The following is a 21,795-nucleotide window of genomic DNA, read 5'->3' on the forward strand; positions in this document are numbered from 1 at the left end:
GGAGGGGTGCTCATTTCGCAGAGCTGGCCTGAACCGTTCGTATGACCAACGAACAAGGTGCCGGACGGCGTGTTGTGCGAAGCGGGACGTCCACAAAATCAATGGGCCGCGAGCCCGACAAATCAATAAAGGTGAACATAATGAAACTGATCCGAACCATGGTGGCGATGGCTGCCGTTGCATCCGTTCTGAGCGCGTGCGGTGGCGGTTCTGACGACGTAGGCAAGGAGCTCGGGCTGACCAATCCGGAGATCCATTTCATCCATGCGATTCCCAGCGGCCCGGCAGTCGACTTTCTCGTGAATGGCACTGCGCCCTCGGGACAGACGAACATCAGCTATAAAGGTGTGACGAACCTCACCAATATCAACACGGGCGCGACCACGGTCGCTTACTCGGCGACCGGCACGACGACCGCGCTCGCGAGCGGCAGCTTTCCCGATGTCGCGAAGGGCCACGAATATACCGTGCTCGCATTGCCGGGTTTGGCTGCGCCGGACATCGGCCTGATCGACGATCCGTTCGACAAGGGTCTGCTCTCGAATAGCGCGCGTCTGCGCGGCTTCAACGCGTCGGCGAACGCGACCAACCTCGACCTGTATCTGGTCCAGTCCACTTCCACCGACATCGCCAACGTCTCGCCGACGATGGCCGGTGTGGCCTTCAAGAACGCGGTGCCGGCAAGCGGCCAGGATTCGATCTACGTGTCCGGCGGCACCTACGTGCTGATCGCGACCGCGGCGGGCAGCAAGACGCCGATCTTCCAGTCGCCGGCCTTCACGTTGTCGAACAATGCCGACTGGCTGGTGACGTCGGTGCCGATCGCCGGTGCGCTGAGCCAGCTCGTGCCGGGTCAGATCCATCTGCTGGTCGCGCAGAACGGCAACACGCAAACGCCGAGCGTCGAATTGACGAATACGCTGAACGGGCAATAAGGGCTGAGGGAAGCGCGAACAGCGGCGCTAACAGCGGCGCTAACAAAAGCGCACTCAATAGGCGGCAAGTCCTGGGGAGGACGGGGCGGCGATCCACGCGAGTGGGTCGCCGTTTTGTTTGCGGCTTTGGCAAAACAGATGCGGCCTTGGCTATCAACCGTAGCTCAGACAAGGACCCGCGGCTTCGGCAAACACCCGCGAGGAAACCACAAAGAAACACCAAAGCAAGGGCACAAAAAAACCCGCCACGGTTTCCCGCGACGGGCTCTCACAATCCTGCAATCCAGGCGCAGCAAAGCGTCCGGCGTCTGCCTGGTTTTACGCTGCTTACTTGGCCTTTTCAGCCGAGTTCGTGATGGCGTCGCCACCCTTCGAAATATCCTGCCCAGCCCCCGCCATCGTGTTGCAACCGGCGAGCGCAGCTGTCCCTGCAATGAGAAGCAAAGCGATCAGTCGATTCATGAAAGTTCTCCTTGTCGAGAATGCATTGGTTGACGTGCCCATGTTGTACGGCACGCGCCAGCTGAGCTAGCTGTCGTCCGACCGGGGCTTACGCCAGTCGATCCGGTCTGATTGCATGGTAAAAAAAGGGCGGGGGCGGCGCTGTCGGCTGGGCTGCGATTTTGTTGTAGGCGTGCTCCGGTGTTTGCGTCGGCGCACTCCTACAACCCTGCCGGCAGCGCGCCGCAAGCCCGTCCTAGACGGAGGTTCGCGAAGGCGTAGCTGGCGGCAGATCGATCGAGGGCGTCGCGGTGCTGACGCTCGGCATCTCCACGTGGATGTCGGTGCCGTTCGGCACGCCGCGCCGGATATCGAAGCGCCCACCATGCGCGGCGACCCGCTGGCGCATGCCCAGCAGCCCGTGCGTGTGCGTGCGCTTCAGATCGGCCGGCATGATGCCGACGCCGTTATCGGCGATATGCAGCGCCACCTGGCCGTCGCCGACCTGCAAGGCGATCGATACCTTCGACGCGCGCGCGTACTTGGCGGCGTTGGTGAGCGACTCCTGCGCGACGCGGAACAGCGCGATCTCCGTTTGCTCGTCGAGCTTGATGTCGTCGGCGGGCAGGTGCAGTTCGAGCGTCCAGTTGTTGCGCTGCGCGGCTTCGTCGGCGAGCGTGCGCAAGGCGGTGACGAGCCCGAAGTTGGCCAGCACCGTAGGCCGCATGTCTTCGATGATGCGGCGCTTGAGCGCAATGCCCTGGTCGAGATTGGCGAGTGCCCGCTTGAGTTTCTCGGAGATGTCCGGCTCGCTGTCCTTCAGCTTGCGGTTGGCCCACGCCACGTCCATTTTGCTGGCCGTCAGAATCGCGCCGAGTTCGTCGTGCAGCTCGCGCGCGAGCTGGGTCTTCTCGTTTTCGCTGACCGCCTGCAAGTGCCAGCCGAGCGCTTCGAGCTGCCGGGTGCGTTCGTTGACGAGCTGGTCGAGGCCTTCCTGTTGTGTGATCAATTGACGCTGCACGCGTGCCTGACGATCGATCTGAATGCCGAGATTGCGAAACAGCAGAATGAACAGCACGATGTTCAGCGCCGAGAGACCCGCTGCGCACAGCGTGGAGATGCGCTGATCGCCACGGCTCGCGGCCAGCGCGTGTTGCGCGCGGCGTTCCTCGTTGTCGCGCAGCAGCGAGAGCGTGCTGTCCACCAGCGACGCGTCGGCCGGACTGGCCTCGCTCGCGCTGCCACAGGCGGACAGATCGAGCGGATGCGGCGCCGCACGCTGCAGCGCGGACGCGCCCGCGCCGATACGCGCCTCGATCAGTCCAAGAATCTGCGTGAAGCTGGCGAGCTCGGCGCTGTCGGCTTTGCCGCCGCGGTAGAAGCGGTTCAATTGCTGTTCGCTCTGGCGGATGCGCACGGCGGTCGCACAGAACTCGTGGGCGGCGGCGTCCTGCTTCGTCAGAAGAAAATCGCTTTGCTGGGCGCTCAGGCGCGATAACTGGCTTGCGAGCGTGCTCAGTTGCACGGTGACGTCGCGCGCTTCGAGCGCGGTCTCGTACTCGGCGGCAATGCGCTGGCGCGCGGTCTCGAGAATCACGAGGCCGCCCACGGTAATCACGATCGCCACCGTCATGGCGATCGCCCAGCTGCGATTGCGCATCCAGTCGCTCAGCCGGGCTGCGGCCCCAGGATTGCCCGCGTCCGGCACGTTCTGCACATTTGGCACATTCGGCTCCTCTGATGGGGCATCAGTGTAACGTCCGCCGCGTTCGGCGACGGTGCCGCTCTCGCGCGGCCGTCGCGGCGCAGCACGCTGGGGTGGTGTGGTGGACACGCTCACCGTAACGCTGCCGTAATCCAATGTAAGCGGATTCTCACACGAAAACCGGCGTGCGTCGGAATGCGCCTCGCGTCGCTGATCGATAGGATGGACCTGATCGTTCAATCAATGTTTCGGGAGGAAGCCATCATGCTGAAATGGGCGTTGTTCTTCGCCGTCATCGCGGTGATCGCCGGTCTTCTCGGCTTTACCGGTGTCGCGGCGGGCGCGGCGGCGATCGCGAAGTTCCTGTTCATCGTGTTTGTGATTCTGTGCGTGGTGTTTCTCGTGCTGGGGTTCGTGGTGACGAAAAAGATCGTTGATTAGCGCTGCTCAAATGAGGCAGTCGCGAACCGCGCCTTCGAAGCTTCGAGAACGGTTCGCCAGTCGACGTCGTACGCCAATGCCACGCAGATACAACAAGAAGGAGAGTCGCCATGCTTCACTATGCCATTGTCTTTTTCGTGATTGCGATCATCGCCGCCGTGTTCGGCTTTACCGGCATTGCGGCGGGTGCGGCCGAAATTGCAAAGATCCTGTTCTACATTTTCCTCGTCGTATTCGTGGTCACGCTGCTGCTCGGCGTATTCCGAACGTAGACGGGAGGTCATTCGCAGCAATGATCCCTTGTGCCGGCGCATCAGGCGCGATTCGTGCGTGATGCGCAGTTCCCCCAATACCGGATAAAGGAGAAATTCAATGTCGAAATCACCTGGCGCCCAGGGCGCGGCATCTCAATCTCGCGATCCGTTCGTGATGGACCTTAAAAAGATCCGCGAAGACGCACGCAAGCACATGTCCGACGGTCCGGTCACGCAAACCTATGGCGCGGATCGCGAGACGGTGCTGAAGCTGTGCAACGACGCTCTGGCCACCGAAATCGTCTGCGTGCTGCGCTACAAGCGGCACCACTTCATGGCGAAGGGCATCAATTCCGAGGCCGTGGCGGCGGAGTTCGCCCAACATGCCGCAGAGGAACAGCAACACGCTGACAGCATTGCCGAGCGGATCGTGCAACTCGGCGGCGAGCCGGATTTCGCGCCGGACGGTTTGAAGACGCGCTCGCATTCGGAATACAAGGAAGGCGACAATCTCACGGACATGATCAAGGAGAACCTGATCGCCGAGCGGATTGCGATCGACACGTACCGCGAGATCATTCGCTATCTCGGCGAGAAGGACGTGACCACGCGTCGTATGTTCGAAGATATTCTCGCCGTCGAAGAAGAGCATGCCGACGATATGGCGGATTTGCTGGCTGGCCGTGAGTAAGCGGCGGCGCAAAAAACGTAGAAGCGAAGACCCTACAGAAGGACCGTAACAAAACGGCGAGCGGCGGCTCCGTGCATTACGGCCCGCTTAGCCGGTTCAGGCAGCGCGGCGGACGGCGCAGCGGGCGCGGGTGGGTCTGGAAGTTTCCCGCGCCGGCATGCGCCGCCCGGTTTTCCAAATCCGGCAGACGCCATGCCGGAGATCATTACAATGTCTGCTTTGGAGCGATTTCATTGCACGGACACCTAAACCGATGATTCGAGTGTTGATAGCTGACGACCATGCGATCGTCCGAGGTGGCTTCAAACAGTTCGTCGCTGACGAGCCGGATATGTGCGTCGCGGCCGAAGCGGCCACCGGCGACGAAACCATCAGCCTCGTGCGCGAACAGGCCTTCGACGTGGTGCTGCTCGACATCGCGATGCCGGACAAGAACGGCATCGACACCTTGCGCGTGATCAAGCAGGTGCGCCCTGAACAGGGTGTGCTGATTCTGTCGGGCTACCCGGAGAGTCAGTACGCGATCAATCTGCTGCGCGCGGGCGCGAATGGTTATCTGAACAAGGACTGCGAGCCCGAGGAGATCGTGCGGGCGATTCGCGCGGTGGCGCGCGGGCATCGTTATCTCTCCGAGGCGGTCGCCGACACGCTCGCCGACAATCTCGACAAGCCGGCCGCGGGGCGTCCGCACGAAGCGCTCTCCGAGCGCGAATTCCAGATTTTCTGCAAGCTCGCGGCGGGGCAGATTCCCACTGAGATCGCGGAGGAATTGCATTTGTCCGTGAAGACGGTGAGCACTTACCGGGCTCGCGTGCTGGAGAAAATGCGGTTGGCGAACAATGCCGATCTGACTTATTACGCGATCAAGAATGGCTTGATCGAATAATGGACGATCGAGATATTCCGATGAACAGCGAATCGAACCCTGTTGCCGAGTCAGCCCAACACACGCCGTTGCGTGTGTTGCTGATCGAGGATTCGCCGCTGATCCGCAGAAGTCTCGTGGAAACGATCGACGCCTCCGGCCTGCTGAAAGTCGCCGCATACGCGGATTCCGCGGATCAGGCTATCGCCCTGTTGAGCGACGAATCTTTCGACGCGGTGATCGTCGACTTGCAGTTGAAGCAGGGCTCGGGCGTGCCGGTCCTCGCTTACTTGCAGCGTGAAGGATTGATCGACAAGGTGTTCGCCGCGGTGCTGACCAATCACGCGTTGCCCGCGTATCGTGAGCGCTGTGAGCAATATGGCGTGCGCCACTTTTACGACAAGTCGTTCGAATTCGACCGCGTAATCGACGCGTTGCACGAGTACGCGTCTGCGCGAAGCAGCAAATAAGCGCTTCGCGCAACTGCCGCGCTAGCTGCTCGCGCGCGCGGGAAGCGCCAGATGATTCCACGCCGAGAGCCCCGCGAATACGATCCCGGCCACACTCACACCGATCCATCCAAACGCCGGCCAGACCGCTGCGCCGACGGCGGAGCCGAGTGCTCCGCCAATGAAATACGCCACCATGTACACCGTGTTCACGCGGCTGCGCGCGTCCGGCTTGAGTGCGTAGATGCGCGACTGATTGGAAATCTGCGCGGCCTGCACGCCGATATCGAGAATGATCACGCCGACTACGAGGCCCGCAATGCTCGTCGCCGATGCGCCGAATACGACGAACGAAATCGCCACCAGCACGATCGAAAGAGTGATGATCGCGCGCGGTCCGCGTCGATCGGAAAACTTGCCGGCGAGCGGGGCGGCCATCGCGCCGGCCGCGCCGACGATGCCGAATAGCCCGGCCGCCTGCGGCCCGAGATGAAACGGCGCGCCCGCCAATAGCAAGGCCAGCACCGACCAGAAGATGCTGAACGCCGCGAACAGGCCCGCGCCAGTGAGCGAAGCTTCGCGCAACTCGCGAAGCTCGACGATCAGATGCCACATCGAGACCAGCAGCTTGCCGTAGGGCAGCGTAGAGGTCGGCTGGCTTTTCGGCAGACGCGCCATGATGACGGCCGCGAGCACCAGCAACGCGACCACGGACGCGCCGAAGACCGCCCGCCAACCGAAATATTCGGCAATCACGCCCGAGGCCGTCCGCGCCAGCAAAATCCCCAGCAGCAAACCGCTCATCACCATGCCGACCGCGTGGCCGCGTTCGGACGGCGGCGCGATTTCCGCCGCGAACGGCACCGCTTGCTGCGCGATGGTGGCGAGCACGCCGATCGCCAGACTCGCGACGATCAGCACGGTCAGCGTCGGCGCCGCGGCTGCCACGACCAGCGCGACGCAAATGGCGGCGATCTGCAACAGGATCAGACGGCGCCGGTCGAAACGGTCGCCGAGTGGCGCAAGCAGCAGCATGCCGGCCGCGTAGCCGAGCTGCGTGACGGCCGGCACCGCGCCGACCCACGACGCGCTGCGCGGGAATGATTGGCGGAAGTCGTCGAGCAGCGGCTGGTTGTAATAGATGTTCGCAACCGAGACACCGGCGATGGTGGCGAGCAGAAACAGGAGGCCGCGCAACGACCGGTCGGCGGAAGCGGGAGTGGACGCGTTGGAAGTGGACATGAGAGGGGACAGTCGACGGACCGGCCCATGCGCGGTCCTCAAGCGTGCCGATCATACCGGAGCACGGCGGATCGTGCTGACGGCGGCGGGCGGAGCGACAAGGCGGACACTGATCGCTTGAGAATGCCTTGCCGACAAAATGAGATGGTCGTTCGGCTTTCGTTCGTAGAATCGGCGCGCCTTTAACCGACTGACGACTACTAGAACGACTCCATGACCTCGATCACGAAACACGAACCTCGACGCATCGGCGGCTCGCTGCTCGTCGCCCTGATTTGCCTCGCGGCGTGGGCGCTCCATACGGCGATCGCGATGCGCGACCCGCTCAAACTCATGCTCGAATGGGAAGTGCTGGCCGTATTCGCGCGGCCCGAAACGCACGGCTGGTATCGCACCGTGATCGCGATGGTGGGCTGCGACGTGCTCACGGGCGTGTTCGTCGTCGCGGGCATCGGCTGGCTGGCGCTGCTTGCGTGGCGCAAGTCGGCGCGTTTTACCGTGCATATCCAGGCGTGGCTGCTGGCGATTGTCGTGTTGCGCACCGGCGCATATCTGCTCGGCGATTACATGACGCACGCAATCGGCATCGACATCGCCATTCCATACGACGGCTTCATTCAGGCTCTCGTGGCGGCCGCGCTCGGGATTCCGTATTTCAGGTCGTCCCGGCGCGTGCATGAGACGTTTATCGGCGCGTGAGCCGTGCGCGTCAATCGATCAGATCGCCCTCGGGCTCGTAGAACGGATACGGGCCATCGGCTTTTTCCACATACGCGTGGTGCGTGACAATGCCGGTCGCCGGATCGTAGCGATGCAGCGCGTACGCGGGCGGTTCCATCATGAACGCCGACGGCGCATCCTCGCGCAGATCGAGCGCGACCTGATGCGCGGGCGCCGGCACCGCGGACGCGATCGTGCCGCCGAAACGCACGAACATCGGCCGGTGCACATGCCCGCAGATCACCCGCTCCACGTTCGGATAACGCGCGATCAACGCCGCGAGTTTGTCGGCGGCGGCGGGATCGAGCCGCAGGTCGTCCATATGGCCGATACCGCACACGAACGGTGGATGATGCAATGCGACCACCGTCGGTTTGCCTTGGGCCGCATCGAGTTGCGTGGCGAGCCACGCAAGCCGCGCGTCGCACAGCGTGCCGGCGCTTTGACCCGGCACCATCGAATCGAGCGCAATGATTCGCAGCGGGCCGACATCGACCGCGTATTGCACGAACTCGCCGCCGCTCGCCAATTCCTTGCGATCGGGAAACGCGGCGCGCAGCGCAGCGCGTTCGTCGTGATTGCCGACCAGCATGAAGTAGGGGATCTCCAGAGGCGCGAGCAGTGTTTTGAGGTGCTCGTACTGTTCTGGATCACCTTGATCGACGAGGTCGCCGGTCATGATCACCGCGTCGGGACGCGGTTCGAGCGCATTGAGGGCGGCGACGCAGCGCGCGAGATAGGCGCCGGTGTCGACGCGGCGGTAAGCGAGCGCACCGGGCCGTTTGATATGCAGGTCGCTAATTTGAGCCAGCAGCATGGGGATGTCCTTGTTATAGCGCGCTATTAGAACAGCGCGGCTTCATTACGATAGCGCAATCAGCGCGTCCTGCGCGATGGAAATGCCGACCGGCGTGCCGCGCGCCAATTCCACGCGACCGGCCACGTCGATCAGCAACGCATCCGGCGCGGCGCCGCCGACCGTCAGACGCGTGCGTTCGCCGAGAAACGCGGTGCTTTCGATGTGGCCGCGCAATTGCGCATGAGCCGGATCGGCAAGATAAGCGTCTTCCGGGCGGAAGAAAATCTCGTGCGCGGAGTTCGCATGCGTCGAGCCCGCGGGCAGCGGCACGGCGCCGCCGGTGGTCGTCAGCATGCCGTCGCGCCGCTCGCCCGCAAGCCGGTTGATCGTGCCGACAAACTGCGCGACCGTCCGGTTGGCGGGGCGGTAGTAGATCTCACGCGGCGAGCCGATCTGCTCGATGCGCCCCGCGCTCATCACGACGATGCGGTCGCCCAGTTCCATCGCTTCGGCCTGATCGTGCGTGACGTAGACGGTCGTGATGCCCAACTCGCGCAGCAGCGTGTTCATCTCGCTGCGCAAGGCGTCGCGCAAACGGGCGTCGAGCGCCGTCAAAGGTTCGTCGAGCAGCAGCACGCGCGGCTGCACGGCGAGCGCGCGAGCGAGCGCCACACGCTGACGCTGGCCGCCGGAAAGCTGATCGATCGGTTTGTCGGCGTGAGCGGTGAGACGCATCATGCCGAGCAATTCGTCGACGCGTTGCCGCGCCGTCTCAGCGGGCACGCGTTTGATCTTCAAACCGTAGCCGATGTTGCCGCGTACCGTCAGATTCGGAAACAGCGCGTAGCTCTGGAACACCATGCCGACCTGGCGCTTTTCGATCGGCAGGGCAGTGACGTCGTCCTCGCCGAACGCGATGCGGCCGCCGGCATCCGGTGTTTCCAGACCCGCGATCATGCGCAGCGTCGTGGTCTTGCCGCAGCCGGACGGGCCGAGCAGCACGAGCGTTTCGCCGGCGTCGATATGCAGGTCGAGCGGTTCGAGCACGCGCGTGCCGCGAAACGTTTTGGCGCACTGCGTCAGCGTGATGGGAACGGAAGCGAGTTTCATGGCGTGATGGACTTCGAAGGAGATGCAGCGGCGCGTTTTTTCGCCGCGCTGCGCTGGCCGGTCGCATCGACGCCGAGCCATTGCATGGCGACGAGCAGAGGCATCGTCATGATGAAAAACAGAATCGTATAGGCGCTGCCGATCTCGATGCGCAACGACGCGTAGGTGTCGGCGAGACCGACCGGCAGCGTCTTGGTGTCGGGCGTGTGCAGCATCCACGTGAGGTTGAACTCGCCGATCGAGAGCGTCAGCACCGCTAGCGCGCCGGCCACGATGCCGGGCCGCGCGTTCGGCAGCACGATCGTCACGAAGCGCTGCAGGAAGCTCGCGCCGAGACTCGCCGCGCCTTCCTCGAGCGTGCGCAGATCGCTGCTCGCGCACACCGCGGCGACTGCCCGCACCATGAACGGCAGTGTAAACACCACATGCCCGACGACGATGAACGCCACGCTCATGCGGAACATCGTGAAGCCGCCGTAGACCACCAGCAGTGCGAGCGCGGACGCGAGACCGGGCAGCGCGATCGGCAGCACCAGAAACTCTTCGATGATGCGCGAGAGCCGCGTCTTGCTGCGCGCGAGCACGTAGCCCGCGGGCACGCCGGTCAGCAGCGTGATGAGCAGGGTCGCCGCGGCCACTTCGAGCGAGAGAAACACCGAGCCGTGATACTGCGTCCACACTTCGCCGAGCCAGCGCAGCGTGAGTCCGCTGGAGACGCCCTTGAAGTAGTTGACCGTCAGGCCCGCCATGATCGACATGACGACCGGCACGATCAGGAACGCGCACAGCAGCAGGGTGACGGCCCATTGACCGGCTGCGAGCCACGTCCTCGTATCCCACATCCGCAAGCGTGAGCGCGGCTTGGTGGACGGTTGCAGAGAGGCGGTGACGGAATTCATCGGTGCGTTATCCGGTTGTGAAACCCCAGGTTTTGAAACGCCGCTCATGCGCTTGCCGCCACGGCCGAACCGCTCACGCTGCGCGCCAACGCCAGCACGGCCCACGTCACGATGCCGAGTACGATGGAGAGACCCGCGGCCGTCACCATGTTCGCGTTGAGGGTGAACTCGGTGTAGATGGTCATTGGCAGCACGTCGATGTCGGTGGCGAGCGTGAAGGCGGTGCCGAACGCGCCCATCGCGGTGGCGAAGCACACCGCGCCCGCCGCGATCAGCCCGGGCGAGAGCGCCGGCAACACGATGTCGCGCGTGATGCGCCACGGCGACGCGCCGAGCGAACGCGCGGCTTCTTCGAGCGACGCGTCGAGCTTGGTCGCCGAGGCCATCACGGTAACGATCACGCGCGGAATTGAGAAGTACAGGTAGCCGAGAAAAAGGCCGCTCATCGAATACGCGAACACCCAGCGGTCGCCCGTGAGTTTGAGCGAGAGCGCGCCGATCAGCCCCTGGCGTCCCGCCAGCATGATGACCATGAAGCCGACCACCACGCCGGGAAACGCCAGCGGAAACGTGAGCAACGCAAGCAGCGTGCGTTTCAGCGGAAACTCGCGCCGCGCCAGCAGCAGACCCGCGATCACCGAGAGCACCAGCGTCGCCGCCGTGACCGCCGCGGACAACAGCACGGTCGCGCCGAGGCTCGACATGTAGCGCGGATTCGTCAGCATCGCGCGATAGGTGGCGAACGCGTGGCCGTCGCCGCTCAACTGCGCGAGCGCGCCCATGGGCAACAGCCAGAAGGCGATGAACACCGCCAGCGCCGGCGCGATCAACGCGATGCGCCAGCGCAGCGGGAACGTGACGTCGTTCAATGCATCACCTGCAGATAACGCTCGCCGAAGCTCGACTGCTTCTCGGCCATCTTGCCGAAGTCCACCGGTTTGGCGCGCGCATAGTCGCTGGCCGGCAGGAATTTCGCGGCGGTTTCCGGGCTCATCGCGTTCGCGCGCACCGGACGCAGATAGGCTTCGGCCCACAGTTTCTGGCCTTCGTCGGAGAGCACGAAGTCGAGCACTTTCTTGCCGTTCGCTTCGTGCGGCGCACCCTTCACGAGACTCATCACGTACGGCACGGAGATCGTGCCTTCCTTCGGAATCACGAATTCGACATTCGCGTGATCCTTGTACTTCGCGCGATAGGCGTCGAAATCGTAGTCGAGCAGGATCGGAATTTCACCGGACATGACGCGCGCATAGGCGGTCTGCTTCGGCACGATCGGCGCGTTGGCCTTCAGCTTGCGAAACCAGTCGAGACCCGGCTCGAAGTTATCGAGCGTGCCGCCGAGCGCCTGATTCACCGCGACCGCACCCGCATAGCCGACGAACGCGCTCGACGGATCGAGGTAGCCGATCATGCCTTTGTACTCAGGCTTGAGCAGGTCGGCCCAGGAGCGCGGCACGGGCTTGCCTTCGAGCGCGTCCTTGTTGACGAAAAAGCCCAGCGTGCCCGAGTGGATCGAGAACCAGTAGCCTTGCGGGTCTTTCATGTTGGCGGGAATGTCGTCCCAATGCGCGGGCTTGTACGGCTGGATCAAGCCCTTGTCCTTCGCCTGGAAGGCCGACGAGACGCCGAGATACACGACGTCGGCAACCGGGCTCTTCTGCTCGGCCATCAGCTGCGCGATCGACTGGCCTGAGTTCTTGTTGTCGAACGGCACGCGAATGCCGGTCTTTTGCTGAATCGCCTTGATCTGGCTCGCCCAGTCAGCCCATTCGGGCGGGCAGTTGTAGCAGATCGCGGTTTCGTCGGCGCGGGCGGCTTGCGGTGCGATTGCGGCGAGCGCGGCGGCGACCATCATGCCGACCGACAGCGCGGCAGCCGTGGAGCGCGCGAGGCGGCGCCAGAGCGGTTTGATTGGCGAAGCGAATGGTTTGGAAGTGCGGATCACTGCGGGTCTCCAGGAGAACAAGCGAGCGGGTGGTTCGGGTTTTGGGGTGGGTGACTCAAAGTCGTCTTGCGGGGCAGCGTGTTAATCGTTTTCATGTCGGCACGCGTTGGTGCATAGCACGCGCGTTAGCCAATGGCGCTTGTGCGGCGCTTCAGGCGAACGGCCGCCCGGCGGATGTTGATGCACGCACAGGCATTGCGTCGTTGTGGTTCGAAATCGCCGCGATGGTGGCGCCCTGGCGCAAGCTGTGCGGCAAGGTCAGCGTGAGCGACGTTTCATTCAAGGCTTCGTAAGTGCCGGTGACGCGCGCCAGCAAACGCTGCCAGGCCGCACAGCCGATTTCGCGATTCGGCGCGCAGATGCTGGCGAGCGCTGGCGACAGCAACTCGCCCATGGCGAGGCCATCGAAGCCGAGAATCGACATGTCATGGGGAATCTGCAGACGTGCGCGGCGCAGGCCGCGCATGACCACCATCGCCAGCAGGTCGTTGCTGCAGAAGAGGGCGCTGGGGCGGTTTGGGCCGCTCGTCAGATGGGCGAGCACCGAGGGCGACAGTTCCTCGGCGTTGAAATCGACCTCGAGCGCGGGCGCCGGCGTGAGGCCGGCTTGCTGCATCGCCTGTGAATAGCCGAGATGCCGCTGACGGGCGCGATCGGACGCGGCCAGCGTGCCGGCCAGCATGAGGATGCGGCGATGGCCGTGGGCGATCAGCATGCGCACGCCGTCGTAGGCGGCCAAACGATTGTCGACCGAGACCGACGGACGACGCACGGTGTCGTTATGCATCAGCACGTAGAGCAGTCCCGCGCGATCGAGTTCGTCGAGCAGCGGGTGCGTGTCGGCATCGGCGACCGTCAGGATCAGGCCTTCCACGCGGTGTTCGCGCAGCGTTTCGATGGCGTGGCGTTCGCGGTCGGCGTCGTACTGCGTGGTCATCAGCATGAGCCGGTAGCCTTGCGCCGAGGCGAGTTCGTCGATGCCTTGCAGGCACTCGGCGAACACCGGATTGGCGAGCGTCGGCAGGATCACGCCGATCAGGCGCGTGCGTTCGCCGCGCAATTGGCGCCCGAGCGGGCTGGGGCGGAAGTTCAGGGCGTCGATGGACTGACGCACCTTATCGAGCGTGACCGGATTGACGGTGTGTGGCGCGTTGATTGCGCGCGACACCGTGGCGATGGAGAAGCCGGCGTGGGCAGCGACATCTTTGATCGTAGGGATCATGGGTTTGCGCTCGAGTTGTAAACGTTTTCGTGAGCGGATTATCGGGAAGGTTTGTGACTTACGGATGACGCCGGTATTTGCCGATGCGGCTTGTGGAATGGGAGTGCGCGGGGCGGCGCCTGGGCGGTTTGGTACGCCCGGCGGGCAATGGTAGAATTCGCGTCCACACGCGGTTCGACCCCTGCCGGGGTGATGAAATTGGTAAACATAGCGGACTTAAAATCCGCCGCCTAACGGCTTGCCGGTTCAAGTCCGGTCCCCGGCACCAGCAGTCCCCGCAAGGGTTTCGCCCGGTTCGTGGCTTGGCCACAAATCCTTAGGGTGTGAGTTTTTTTGCCTTAGGCCGGATTCCAGGGCATTACCTGTATCCATTCGCTGTGCGATACCACCGTCTGGCGGAAAAGACCACGTCGCGCGACCGGCACGCCGGAGACGGGCTAGGTTCTGGTTTCCTGCCATTGCTGCGGACTCCATTCGGTCAGCGGCTGATCGGCACGCACGTAGAGCGGGTGGCGCGGCGAGCCGTTCTTCGTCGTGCCAAGACACCACAGGCGCGCGCCGGCATCACGCATGATGCTGACGACACAAGCGGCCCGCTCGGGCCTGGCATTCGAGCCCCATGCGCAAACCACGTCGCCGTACTCGCGGGCAAAGGTCCACAGGCAGTCGTCGTTGTCGGGGCCGACCGGATCCGGATGGGACCAAAGGGCGGCCGGATCTGTCGAGCGCAACGCGTACAGGTTGGCGACTGCCAGGCCATTGCAATCCCAGAGCTTTGCGAAGCCGCGGCATCGGCGAATGGTCGGATCGTCGAGTTGCGCATCAGCGGTCCTCGGATTGAGCATCACGAATAGCGCGGTCGATTTCTCGGGCGACAACGATCCGGCAGCACGCATCAGCCAATAGCGATAGGTGCCGCACGAGCTGATAAAGGCGTTCACGATTTCACCTCCTGATCCACCGCAAAAGATGCGGCGCATAATGACGAAATCCATTTGTCAGGGTGATGGAGGTAAATGTGACTACTTTTGCTATCGATGCCATTCGCATCAACCCGGCCAGCGACAGGATCACCCACGTGCGCTGGGCTCCCGTCGACCCGTCGACGCGTGACTGGTTATCCCCCACGTCGATTGTCGAGGTGGCCGAAGTCGTCGCCGCGATCCGCCGGGGAGACGCTGTTTGGTCCCTTTTTACGCTCGGCGGCACTCGGTTTCTGGGGCCAAAAATTGTGCCTGTCTCCCACACCGACGGCCGCGATGGGATCGACACTGACGTCCCCGGCGATCATGTCGAAAAATGCATCGACGACCTGCCGCACGTTTGACCGCCTAGCTTAGGCCATCGACGATCAGCGTGCGCATTGCAGGAGCGCTTTTCTGCAATGGCCCGTTTCCGGGAGGCTCTGATGCGAGCCTCACTGTTCGATTTCGGTGACATTGATGCGATCACCTATATCGTGCAGGTGTCGCGGCTGGCTGAACGCATGCATACGCGCATTGACCTCGGGCATCCGCAGCCTTGGGGCGAGGACAGCAATGCCGTGATCCAAAGGGCGCTCGTGAGGGGCCCATTCGGATACGGCGCAAGCATCCGACAACGTGCGCTGCTGACGACGTCTACCAACCTGCGTTTCCCACCAGAACAACCCAACTCCATCGGAGAAAAATGATGGGCAGTGAAAAATCGAAGCGCGCACGCCGCGCCGCCGAAAGCCTCTTCGGGGATTTGCCGACCAGCAGCAACACCACGGCCAGCCGGCCCTCGAATCCCTTCGGCAACGACCCCTTCGACAATCCCGCCAGCGTGACGCCGACAGGGAACAAACTCGTCGTGCTGCCGGCCCAGTTCGAACTGCCGCCCGGCTATGAAGACGCGGCGGCCATGCGCGATGCGCTCGCCCGCATCTGGCGCATGGACTGGATCAAGGTCGGGAAAGACGAATGCGTGGTCAGACTGCCAGTGGGTTGGCGCGCGGACAAGTCGGTGGACGGTGTTCTGCGAATCGAATCGGCGGGCGTCGTTCGTGCGCAGGGCCGCATCGTGGAGGGCGCCGCATTGCAGATTCTTCCGCGCTACTACCTGAAGGCGGAATTCCACGAGGCGAACGACCACTGCCGGATCGTCGTGCGGGATCGCGGCCGTAACAACAGCGTCCTGAAGGATTCGTTCTGGGATACGCGCAGTGGCCCGAACCATCCTCAGTGGAAGATCCTGTCCGACTGGCTGGACAAGGAATACCCGGATCATCGCGATCCGCTTCGGTATTGGGAAGATTGCGAAGACAATCGCCGCGGTGTTTGAGTAGGTGCCGACCAGAACCATGTCCCACCTGAAATACCTGAGCGGCTACCCTCCCGCGCTGCAAGAGAAAGTCAAGAAGCTGATCGCCGAAGATCAACTCGGCTCCTATCTCACGGCGCGCTATCCCAACACGCACGACGTGCAAACAGACAGAGCGCTGTACGCCTACTGCGCCGACCTGAAGCGCGAGCACCTGCGCAGCGCGGACCAGATCGACAAGGTCACCTACGACAGCAAACTCGACGTCGTACGCCACGCACTAGGTCTGCATACGAGCATTTCCCGCGTGCAAGGCGGCAAGCTGAAAGCGAAGAAGGAAATCCGCATCGCCTCGCTGTTCAAATCGGCGGCGCCGGAATTTCTGAAAATGATCGTGGTGCACGAACTCGCTCATCTGAAGGAAAGCGACCACAACAAGGCCTTTTACCGACTCTGCGAGTTCATGCAACCGGGTTACCACCAGATCGAATTCGACTTGCGTCTTTACCTGACGCATCGCGCATTGGCGAAAAGCCCGACCTGATCGTCAAGCGTCACGCGGCAACCGCTTCAATCCCGGAAGCCTTCAACAAAACCGGAATCGACTTAGACGTCGGCGTTCCCGCGCCATCGGCGACCGACGACAGCGGCACGAGCGGATTCGTCTCCGGATAATAAGCGCCGAGACAACCGCGCGGAATGTCGTACTCCACGAGCAGAAAACCTTCCGCGTGACGCTCGATGCCGTCGGCCCACACGCTCGTGATATCCACGCGCTGTCCCGCCACGAAGCCGAGCATCGCGAGGTCGTCCTTGTTGGCGAACAACACGCGACGCTGCCCATACACACCGCGATAGCGGTCGTCCAGACCGTAGATCGTCGTGTTGTACTGATCGTGCGAGCGCGTCGTCATCAATGTCATCAGCCGCTCGCCGTGTTCTTTGCGCGCTTGATGAATCGGCGTAGCCATATCGATCGCGTGCACCAGGAACTGCGCCTTGCCGCTCGGCGTCTTCCAGATCCGCTCGCGCGACGCCACGCCGAGGTGGAAGCCGCCAGGATTCTTCAACCGCTCGTTGTAGTCCGTGAAGCCCTCGATCACCTGCGCGATGCCGTCGCGGATCAGCGAGTAGTCCGCGGCCTGCGCGAGCCAATCCACTTTCTCGCTGCCGAGCGTCGCATGCGCCATGCGCGCCACGATCGCGATTTCCGACAGCAGATTCTCCGACGCCGGTTTGTTCATGCCGTACGAGATATGCACCATGCTCATCGAATCCTCGACGCTCACGCCTTGCGCCACGCCGTTCTGCAGGTCGATCTCGGTGCGGCCGAGCGTCGGCAGAATCAGCGCGTCGCGTCCATGCACGAGGTGGCTGCGATTCAGCTTGGTCGTGATGTGTACGGTGAGGTCGCACGAACGCATCGCTTCCCATGTGCGCGGCGTATCGGGCGTCGCGATCGAGAAATTGCCGCCGAGGCCGATGAACACTTTCACCTTGCCGTCGAGCATCGCCTGAATCGTATTGACGACGTCGAGTCCGTGTTCGCGCGGCGGCTCGAAATCGTAGACTTCGCCGAGCCGGTCGAGAAACGCCTGGGTCGGCCTTTCTTCAATGCCGACCGTGCGGTCGCCTTGCACGTTCGAGTGCCCGCGCACCGGGCACAGGCCCGCGCCGCGCCGGCCGATGTTGCCGCGCATCATCATCAGGTTCGACAGGATCTGCACCGTCGGCACCGAATTCTTGTGCTGCGTGAGGCCCATGCCCCACGTCGAGATCACGGCGCGCCCCTTCACGTAGATGTCGGCGAGCTTCAGCACGTCTTCGAACGGCACGCCCGCTTCGGCGACGATCGTGTCCCAGTTTTCGGCGCGCAGGTCATCGGCGAACGCCTCGAAGCCCACGGTATGTTCGGCGATGAACGCGACGTCGAGCATGCGCTCGAGACCCGACGCCACAGCCTCATCGTCGAGTTCGATCACGCGCTTGGCGACGCCCTTGATCAGCGCGAAATCGCCGCCGACCTTCGGGCGGATGAACACGGAACTGATCCTGGTGCTGCCCATCGTCAGCATTTCCACCGGATGCTGCGGGCTCGCAAAGCGCTCGAGGCCGCGCTCCTTCAGCGGATTGATCGACACGATGGTCGCGCCGCGTTTGGCGCACTCGCGCAGTTCGCCGAGCATCCGCGGATGGTTGGTGGCCGGATTCTGGCCGAAGATCAGGAGCGTATCGGCGTGTTCGAAGTCGTCGAGCGTCACCGTGCCTTTGCCGATGCCGACCGTATGCGGCAAGCCGCGGCTGGTCGCCTCGTGGCACATGTTCGAGCAGTCGGGGAAGTTGTTGGTGCCGTACATGCGCACGAACAGCTGGTACAGGAACGCGGCTTCGTTGCTGGCGCGGCCCGAGGTGTAGAAGGCGGCGCGGTCCGGATCGTCGAGGCGCTTCAGGTGATCGGCGATCAGATCGAACGCTTCGTCCCAGCCGATCGGCACGTAGCGGTCGCGCACGGCGTCGTAGACGAGCGGGTCGGTCAGGCGGCCGTGCTGTTCGAGTTCGAAGTCCGATTGCGTCATCAGTTCGGCAATGGTGTGTTGCTCGAAGAACGCCGGCGTCACGCGCTTGCTGGTCGCTTCGGCGGCCACGGCCTTCACGCCGTTTTCGCAGAACTCGAAGGTGGATGCATGCTCGCGATCCGGCCACGCGCAGCCGGGGCAGTCGAAGCCGTCCGGCTGATTCTGCTTGAACAGCATGCGGTAGTCGCCGCCCGTCACCTTTTCCTTGATCAGGTTGATGGCGACGTACTTGAGCGCGCCCCAGCCTGCGGCGGGGTGCGTGTAGGGTTCGATGCGAGCTTCGGGTTTCTTCATGATGTTGCCGCCGGATCGGGCTTGAACGAGGCTGTTGAGCCGATAGGTGCAAGCCTACTGTGTTCCAAAAAGGGCGCAGCATACAGAAAATTGGAAAGAGAAGGGATACAGTTGCGAGACTTTTGTCATAGACTGGCGTTCCAGCCCACGCTTCGGTTTGACTCAGGTCCTTGAAACTGTACGAAAAACTCGCCGATGAAATGACCGAAGCCGTGCGTCGCGGGGTGTTCGCGGCGGGCGAGCGGATTCCGTCGGTGCGCCAGGCGAGCCAGCAGCACGGCGTCAGCATCAAGACGGTGTTGCACGCATACGCGTTGCTGGAAAGCCGTGGGATTGTCGAGACCCGTCCGCAGTCGGGCTATTTCGTGCGCGACGCCGCAGCGCGGGCAGTAGCGCTCGACGAACCGCGGCCCGGCCGCCTGTCAACACCGCAGACGCCGCCGGTGGCCGCCGCGGTGGACGTGAGCCGCCTCGTGCTGTCGACGTTGCGCAGCATCCGCGCGCACGACGCCGTGCCGTTCGGCTCGCCGTATCCGGATCCGTCGCTGTTCCCGTGGCGGCGCATCAATCAGTACGCGAACGCGATCGCGCGACGCCACGCGAGTTGGAACCTGATTGACGACCTGCCGCCGGGCAACCCCGAACTGATCCGGCAGATCGCCCGGCGCTACGCCGAGAACGGCGTGCCGGTCGATCCCGACGAAATCGTCATCACGCTCGGCGCGACCGAAGCGATCAACCTGAGCCTGCAGGCGGTCGCCAAACCCGGCGACACGGTGGCCGTCGAATCGCCGACTTATTACGCGATGCTGCATGCCATCGAGCGTCTGGGCATGCGCGCGATCGAGGTGTCCACGCATCCGGTGCACGGCATCGATATCGAGGCGTTGGCTCAAGTGATCGCCGAACAGAAAATCGCGGCCTGCATGGTGATGCCGAACTTCCAGAATCCGCTCGGTTTCCAGATGCCCGACACGCGCAAGCGGCAACTGGTCGAACTGCTCGCCGCGCACGAGATTCCCGTGATCGAAAACGATGTCTATCAGGAGCTGTACTTCGGCGAGACGCGGCCGTCGACCTTGAAGAACTTCGACAAGAAAGGGCTGGTGCTGCACTGCGCGTCGTTTTCGAAGAGCCTGACCGCGTCGTACCGGATCGGTTGGGCGCTGCCGGGACGCTATCGCGCGCAGGTCGAGAAGCTGAAGTTTCTCAATACGCTGACCACGCCGTCGGTGCCGCAAGTCGCGGTCGCCGATTATTTGCGGCAGGACGGCTACGACCGGCATCTGCGGCACGTGCGCAAGGTCTACCGGCAGCAGGCGAGCATCATGATGGCGATGGTGCAGCGGTTTTTTCCGGTCGGCACGCGTATGTCGACGCCGCAGGGTGGATACGTGCTGTGGGTGGAACTGCCCGAGCGCGTCGATTCGATGCGGCTCTACCAGGCGGCGCTTGCGCGCAGCATCACGGTCGGGCCGGGCATGATGTTTTCGACGCGCAACGATTTCCGCCACTTCATCCGGCTCAACTACAGCTATCCGTGGACGGCGCAGACCGAAGCGGCTTTGAAGACGTTGGGTGAACTGGTCACACAGATGGCATAAGAGAACGAGGAGACATTCACCATGGAAGACGACGAACTCGATCCGGTGCTGGCCGCCGTGCTGACGCAACTATGGCGCGCGCATCGGGAAACGCCGGGCGGCGCGTGGTCGCTCGCCAAACTGTCGAAGCAGGCGGGCGTGCCGATGAGCGGCTTGCGCCGGCACTTGACGGCGCTCGTCGACGGCGGTCTGGTGGACACCACCTTCAACGAGGAAGGGACAGGCACGGCGCGCCTGAGCGAACTCGGCGAAAGCCTGTGTGCCGACTTGTTCGGCGATGGCGAATTGCCCGATGACGACGAGGCGGATCCGTCGCCGAAGCTTCACTGAAGCGCGTCGCGCGTGACTGGGCGACAGATCGGCGAGCCGCGTGCGCGGCTCGCCTGAGCGCGAGCTTAAAGCTGGCTCATACCGCCATCGGCGATGATTTCCGTGCCGACAATGAACGCCGATTCCGGCGCCGAAAGATGCAGCACGGTCGAGGCGATTTCTTCCGGCGTGCCGAAGCGGCCGACCGGCACCTGGCCGAGAATCTGCGCGGCGGTGGCTTCGAGCGCGGCGGCGTCGAGACCGAGCTTGCCGTACAGCGGCGTTTGCACCGGACCGGGGCTCACCACATTGACGCGCACGCCTTGCGGCAGCAATTCCGACGACAGCGTCTTCGCCAGCGAAATCACGGCGGCCTTGCTCGCCGCATACACGGATGACGCCGGCATACCGATATGCGCATTGATCGATCCGTTGATCACGATCGACGCGCCGCGATTGAGCAACGGCAACAGTGCCTGAATCTGGAAGTAGGCGCCCTTGACGTTGGTGTTGAACATCGCGTCCCAGAAGGCTTCGTCGACATCCGGGAACGGCGCGAATTTCGCGGTGCCGGCGTTGACGAACACCGCGTCGAGGCGGATGCCGGCGGCGCTGATCGCGGCGGCCAGTTCACGCGCCGACGCCACCGAGCCGGCGTCGTTGCGCACCGCGACGGCGTCGGCGCCGAGCGCCAGTCTGGCCGTTTCGAGCGCATCGGCGTCGCGGCCGGTGATGACCACACGGGCGCCTTCGTGGGCGAATGCCTTGGCGGCTGCGAAGCCGATGCCGCTGCTGCCGCCGGTGACGAGAACCGACTTACCTTGGAAGCGAGTCATTTTGAATCTCCGAAAGAGTGTTGCGGGTTGGTGAGAGTCATAGTGCGCCTGTGCGAGATGCTTGCCGTACCACTTCTCCGATGCACTCGTTCGAAGTCATCGAACATGTTTCCTGGCCACCCAGAATACTGGATTCGTTATAGACGAGATAACGAATAATAATTTTTCCGCTGAA

At 63.3% G+C, this 21,795-nt stretch carries 25 protein-coding genes and 1 tRNA gene; 14 read left to right on the top strand and 12 right to left on the bottom strand.

From position 1 onward, the window contains the following. The first annotated feature begins 140 nt into the window (after positions 1-140). Positions 141-935 (top strand): DUF4397 domain-containing protein, encoded by a 795-nt coding sequence (locus B0G74_RS04140; RefSeq protein WP_132373770.1) that lies wholly within the window; start codon positions 141-143, stop codon positions 933-935. A 327-nt stretch (positions 936-1,262) separates the two neighbouring features. On the opposite strand, the gene B0G74_RS04145 is transcribed toward B0G74_RS04140, so the two are convergent. Both B0G74_RS04145 and B0G74_RS04150 read right to left on the bottom strand, forming a co-directional pair. Next, positions 1,263-1,397, bottom strand: a complete 135-nt coding sequence (locus B0G74_RS04145) for an entericidin A/B family lipoprotein (protein ID WP_091792786.1) — start codon at positions 1,395-1,397, stop codon at positions 1,263-1,265. A 235-nt stretch (positions 1,398-1,632) separates the two neighbouring features. Further along, positions 1,633-3,102, bottom strand: a complete 1,470-nt coding sequence (locus tag B0G74_RS04150) for a sensor histidine kinase (protein WP_132373771.1) — start codon at positions 3,100-3,102, stop codon at positions 1,633-1,635. Positions 3,103-3,345: 243 nt separating this feature from the next. On the opposite strand from B0G74_RS04150, the gene B0G74_RS04155 reads away from it, so the two are divergent. From B0G74_RS04155 to B0G74_RS04175, 5 genes are all read left to right on the top strand, one after another. Next, positions 3,346-3,522, top strand: coding sequence for a DUF1328 domain-containing protein (locus B0G74_RS04155; RefSeq protein ID WP_132373772.1), 177 nt, complete (start codon positions 3,346-3,348; stop codon positions 3,520-3,522). A 110-nt stretch (positions 3,523-3,632) separates the two neighbouring features. Next, the gene (locus B0G74_RS04160; RefSeq protein ID WP_006052455.1) at positions 3,633-3,794 is read left to right on the top strand and encodes a DUF1328 family protein; all 162 of its coding nucleotides are present in this window, start codon (positions 3,633-3,635) and stop codon (positions 3,792-3,794) included. A gap of 100 nt (positions 3,795-3,894) precedes the next feature. Next, positions 3,895-4,467 carry a ferritin-like domain-containing protein gene (locus B0G74_RS04165; protein WP_132373773.1) on the top strand — a complete coding sequence of 191 codons (573 nt, stop codon included), beginning with the start codon at positions 3,895-3,897 and terminating at the stop codon, positions 4,465-4,467. A 253-nt stretch (positions 4,468-4,720) separates the two neighbouring features. Further along, complete coding sequence (locus tag B0G74_RS04170; protein ID WP_132373774.1) at positions 4,721-5,353, top strand: response regulator transcription factor; 633 nt, start codon at positions 4,721-4,723, stop codon at positions 5,351-5,353. Between the two features lie 20 nt (positions 5,354-5,373). Beyond that, the gene (locus B0G74_RS04175) at positions 5,374-5,802 is read left to right on the top strand and encodes a response regulator (RefSeq protein ID WP_132373775.1); all 429 of its coding nucleotides are present in this window, start codon (positions 5,374-5,376) and stop codon (positions 5,800-5,802) included. 21 nt (positions 5,803-5,823) lie between these two features. On the opposite strand, the gene B0G74_RS04180 is transcribed toward B0G74_RS04175, so the two are convergent. Then, positions 5,824-7,023: an MFS transporter gene (locus B0G74_RS04180; RefSeq protein ID WP_132373776.1), complete on the bottom strand. Its 1,200-nt coding sequence runs from the start codon at positions 7,021-7,023 to the stop codon at positions 5,824-5,826. A 213-nt stretch (positions 7,024-7,236) separates the two neighbouring features. Here B0G74_RS04180 and B0G74_RS04185 point away from each other — a divergent pair, with 213 nt between their 5' ends. Continuing rightward, positions 7,237-7,722 (top strand): DUF2569 domain-containing protein, encoded by a 486-nt coding sequence (locus tag B0G74_RS04185; protein WP_132373777.1) that lies wholly within the window; start codon positions 7,237-7,239, stop codon positions 7,720-7,722. A gap of 10 nt (positions 7,723-7,732) precedes the next feature. On the opposite strand, the gene B0G74_RS04190 is transcribed toward B0G74_RS04185, so the two are convergent. The 6 genes from B0G74_RS04190 to B0G74_RS04215 form a co-directional block, all read right to left on the bottom strand. Beyond that, positions 7,733-8,560: a phosphodiesterase gene (locus tag B0G74_RS04190; protein WP_132373778.1), complete on the bottom strand. Its 828-nt coding sequence runs from the start codon at positions 8,558-8,560 to the stop codon at positions 7,733-7,735. Positions 8,561-8,605: 45 nt separating this feature from the next. Further along, on the bottom strand, positions 8,606-9,652 hold the full coding sequence (locus B0G74_RS04195) for an ABC transporter ATP-binding protein (RefSeq protein WP_132373779.1): 1,047 nt from the start codon (positions 9,650-9,652) through the stop codon (positions 8,606-8,608). Beyond that, positions 9,649-10,551: an ABC transporter permease gene (locus tag B0G74_RS04200; RefSeq protein ID WP_132373780.1), complete on the bottom strand. Its 903-nt coding sequence runs from the start codon at positions 10,549-10,551 to the stop codon at positions 9,649-9,651. The genes B0G74_RS04195 and B0G74_RS04200 overlap by 4 nt, the downstream gene beginning before the upstream one ends. Positions 10,552-10,595: 44 nt before the next feature. Next, positions 10,596-11,420 (bottom strand): ABC transporter permease, encoded by an 825-nt coding sequence (locus B0G74_RS04205; protein WP_132373781.1) that lies wholly within the window; start codon positions 11,418-11,420, stop codon positions 10,596-10,598. Next, positions 11,417-12,496 carry an ABC transporter substrate-binding protein gene (locus B0G74_RS04210; protein ID WP_132373782.1) on the bottom strand — a complete coding sequence of 360 codons (1,080 nt, stop codon included), beginning with the start codon at positions 12,494-12,496 and terminating at the stop codon, positions 11,417-11,419. The genes B0G74_RS04205 and B0G74_RS04210 overlap by 4 nt, the downstream gene beginning before the upstream one ends. 151 nt (positions 12,497-12,647) lie before the next feature. Further along, on the bottom strand, positions 12,648-13,718 hold the full coding sequence (locus tag B0G74_RS04215) for a LacI family DNA-binding transcriptional regulator (protein WP_132373783.1): 1,071 nt from the start codon (positions 13,716-13,718) through the stop codon (positions 12,648-12,650). Positions 13,719-13,901: 183 nt separating this feature from the next. On the opposite strand from B0G74_RS04215, the gene B0G74_RS04220 reads away from it, so the two are divergent. Beyond that, positions 13,902-13,986 (top strand) — tRNA-Leu (locus B0G74_RS04220). Positions 13,987-14,155: 169 nt separating this feature from the next. Here B0G74_RS04220 and B0G74_RS04225 read toward each other — a convergent pair. Continuing rightward, positions 14,156-14,659 (bottom strand): DUF1643 domain-containing protein, encoded by a 504-nt coding sequence (locus B0G74_RS04225; RefSeq protein ID WP_132373784.1) that lies wholly within the window; start codon positions 14,657-14,659, stop codon positions 14,156-14,158. A 77-nt stretch (positions 14,660-14,736) separates the two neighbouring features. Here B0G74_RS04225 and B0G74_RS04230 point away from each other — a divergent pair, with 77 nt between their 5' ends. The 4 genes from B0G74_RS04230 to B0G74_RS04245 are packed head-to-tail and all read left to right on the top strand — an operon-like array spanning position 14,737 to position 16,545. Continuing rightward, positions 14,737-15,045, top strand: a complete 309-nt coding sequence (locus tag B0G74_RS04230) for a hypothetical protein (RefSeq protein ID WP_132373785.1) — start codon at positions 14,737-14,739, stop codon at positions 15,043-15,045. 57 nt (positions 15,046-15,102) lie between these two features. Continuing rightward, entirely contained in the window at positions 15,103-15,390 is a 288-nt protein-coding gene (locus B0G74_RS04235; protein WP_132373786.1) for a hypothetical protein, read from the top strand. Further along, positions 15,390-16,022, top strand: coding sequence for a hypothetical protein (locus tag B0G74_RS04240; protein ID WP_132373787.1), 633 nt, complete (start codon positions 15,390-15,392; stop codon positions 16,020-16,022). Before B0G74_RS04235 ends, B0G74_RS04240 begins: the two co-directional genes overlap by 1 nt. 19 nt (positions 16,023-16,041) lie before the next feature. Continuing rightward, positions 16,042-16,545, top strand: a complete 504-nt coding sequence (locus B0G74_RS04245; RefSeq protein ID WP_132373788.1) for a M48 family metallopeptidase — start codon at positions 16,042-16,044, stop codon at positions 16,543-16,545. A 10-nt stretch (positions 16,546-16,555) separates the two neighbouring features. Here the strand turns inward: B0G74_RS04245 and B0G74_RS04250 are convergent, their stop codons facing one another. Further along, on the bottom strand, positions 16,556-18,871 hold the full coding sequence (locus tag B0G74_RS04250) for an FdhF/YdeP family oxidoreductase (protein ID WP_132373789.1): 2,316 nt from the start codon (positions 18,869-18,871) through the stop codon (positions 16,556-16,558). A 170-nt stretch (positions 18,872-19,041) separates the two neighbouring features. On the opposite strand from B0G74_RS04250, the gene B0G74_RS04255 reads away from it, so the two are divergent. After that, entirely contained in the window at positions 19,042-20,475 is a 1,434-nt protein-coding gene (locus B0G74_RS04255) for a PLP-dependent aminotransferase family protein (protein WP_132373790.1), read from the top strand. A 21-nt stretch (positions 20,476-20,496) separates the two neighbouring features. Further along, positions 20,497-20,805 (top strand): helix-turn-helix domain-containing protein, encoded by a 309-nt coding sequence (locus B0G74_RS04260; protein WP_132373791.1) that lies wholly within the window; start codon positions 20,497-20,499, stop codon positions 20,803-20,805. A 65-nt stretch (positions 20,806-20,870) separates the two neighbouring features. Here B0G74_RS04260 and B0G74_RS04265 read toward each other — a convergent pair whose 3' ends face one another. Beyond that, complete coding sequence (locus B0G74_RS04265) at positions 20,871-21,620, bottom strand: SDR family oxidoreductase (protein ID WP_132373792.1); 750 nt, start codon at positions 21,618-21,620, stop codon at positions 20,871-20,873. Positions 21,621-21,795: the final 175 nt, after the last annotated feature.

This window comes from Paraburkholderia sp. BL9I2N2, assembly GCF_004339745.1.
Lineage (GTDB): Bacteria > Pseudomonadota > Gammaproteobacteria > Burkholderiales > Burkholderiaceae > Paraburkholderia.

Excerpts from the sequence above, each read along its gene's own strand:
- B0G74_RS04245 (WP_132373788.1), top strand. The coding sequence starts at position 16,042 with ATGTCCCACCTGAAATACCTGAGCGGCTACCCTCCCGCGCTGCAAGAG.
- B0G74_RS04235 (WP_132373786.1), top strand. The coding sequence starts at position 15,103 with ATGGCCCGTTTCCGGGAGGCTCTGATGCGAGCCTCACTGTTCGATTTC.
- B0G74_RS04155 (WP_132373772.1), top strand. The coding sequence starts at position 3,346 with ATGCTGAAATGGGCGTTGTTCTTCGCCGTCATCGCGGTGATCGCCGGT.
- B0G74_RS04260 (WP_132373791.1), top strand. The coding sequence starts at position 20,497 with ATGGAAGACGACGAACTCGATCCGGTGCTGGCCGCCGTGCTGACGCAA.
- B0G74_RS04180 (WP_132373776.1), bottom strand. The coding sequence starts at position 7,023 with ATGTCCACTTCCAACGCGTCCACTCCCGCTTCCGCCGACCGGTCGTTG.
- B0G74_RS04165 (WP_132373773.1), top strand. The coding sequence starts at position 3,895 with ATGTCGAAATCACCTGGCGCCCAGGGCGCGGCATCTCAATCTCGCGAT.
- B0G74_RS04200 (WP_132373780.1), bottom strand. The coding sequence starts at position 10,551 with ATGAATTCCGTCACCGCCTCTCTGCAACCGTCCACCAAGCCGCGCTCA.
- B0G74_RS04195 (WP_132373779.1), bottom strand. The coding sequence starts at position 9,652 with ATGAAACTCGCTTCCGTTCCCATCACGCTGACGCAGTGCGCCAAAACG.
- B0G74_RS04185 (WP_132373777.1), top strand. The coding sequence starts at position 7,237 with ATGACCTCGATCACGAAACACGAACCTCGACGCATCGGCGGCTCGCTG.
- B0G74_RS04160 (WP_006052455.1), top strand. The coding sequence starts at position 3,633 with ATGCTTCACTATGCCATTGTCTTTTTCGTGATTGCGATCATCGCCGCC.
- B0G74_RS04240 (WP_132373787.1), top strand. The coding sequence starts at position 15,390 with ATGGGCAGTGAAAAATCGAAGCGCGCACGCCGCGCCGCCGAAAGCCTC.
- B0G74_RS04265 (WP_132373792.1), bottom strand. The coding sequence starts at position 21,620 with ATGACTCGCTTCCAAGGTAAGTCGGTTCTCGTCACCGGCGGCAGCAGC.
- B0G74_RS04250 (WP_132373789.1), bottom strand. The coding sequence starts at position 18,871 with ATGAAGAAACCCGAAGCTCGCATCGAACCCTACACGCACCCCGCCGCA.
- B0G74_RS04175 (WP_132373775.1), top strand. The coding sequence starts at position 5,374 with ATGAACAGCGAATCGAACCCTGTTGCCGAGTCAGCCCAACACACGCCG.
- B0G74_RS04215 (WP_132373783.1), bottom strand. The coding sequence starts at position 13,718 with ATGATCCCTACGATCAAAGATGTCGCTGCCCACGCCGGCTTCTCCATC.
- B0G74_RS04145 (WP_091792786.1), bottom strand. The coding sequence starts at position 1,397 with ATGAATCGACTGATCGCTTTGCTTCTCATTGCAGGGACAGCTGCGCTC.
- B0G74_RS04170 (WP_132373774.1), top strand. The coding sequence starts at position 4,721 with ATGATTCGAGTGTTGATAGCTGACGACCATGCGATCGTCCGAGGTGGC.
- B0G74_RS04190 (WP_132373778.1), bottom strand. The coding sequence starts at position 8,560 with ATGCTGCTGGCTCAAATTAGCGACCTGCATATCAAACGGCCCGGTGCG.
- B0G74_RS04140 (WP_132373770.1), top strand. The coding sequence starts at position 141 with ATGAAACTGATCCGAACCATGGTGGCGATGGCTGCCGTTGCATCCGTT.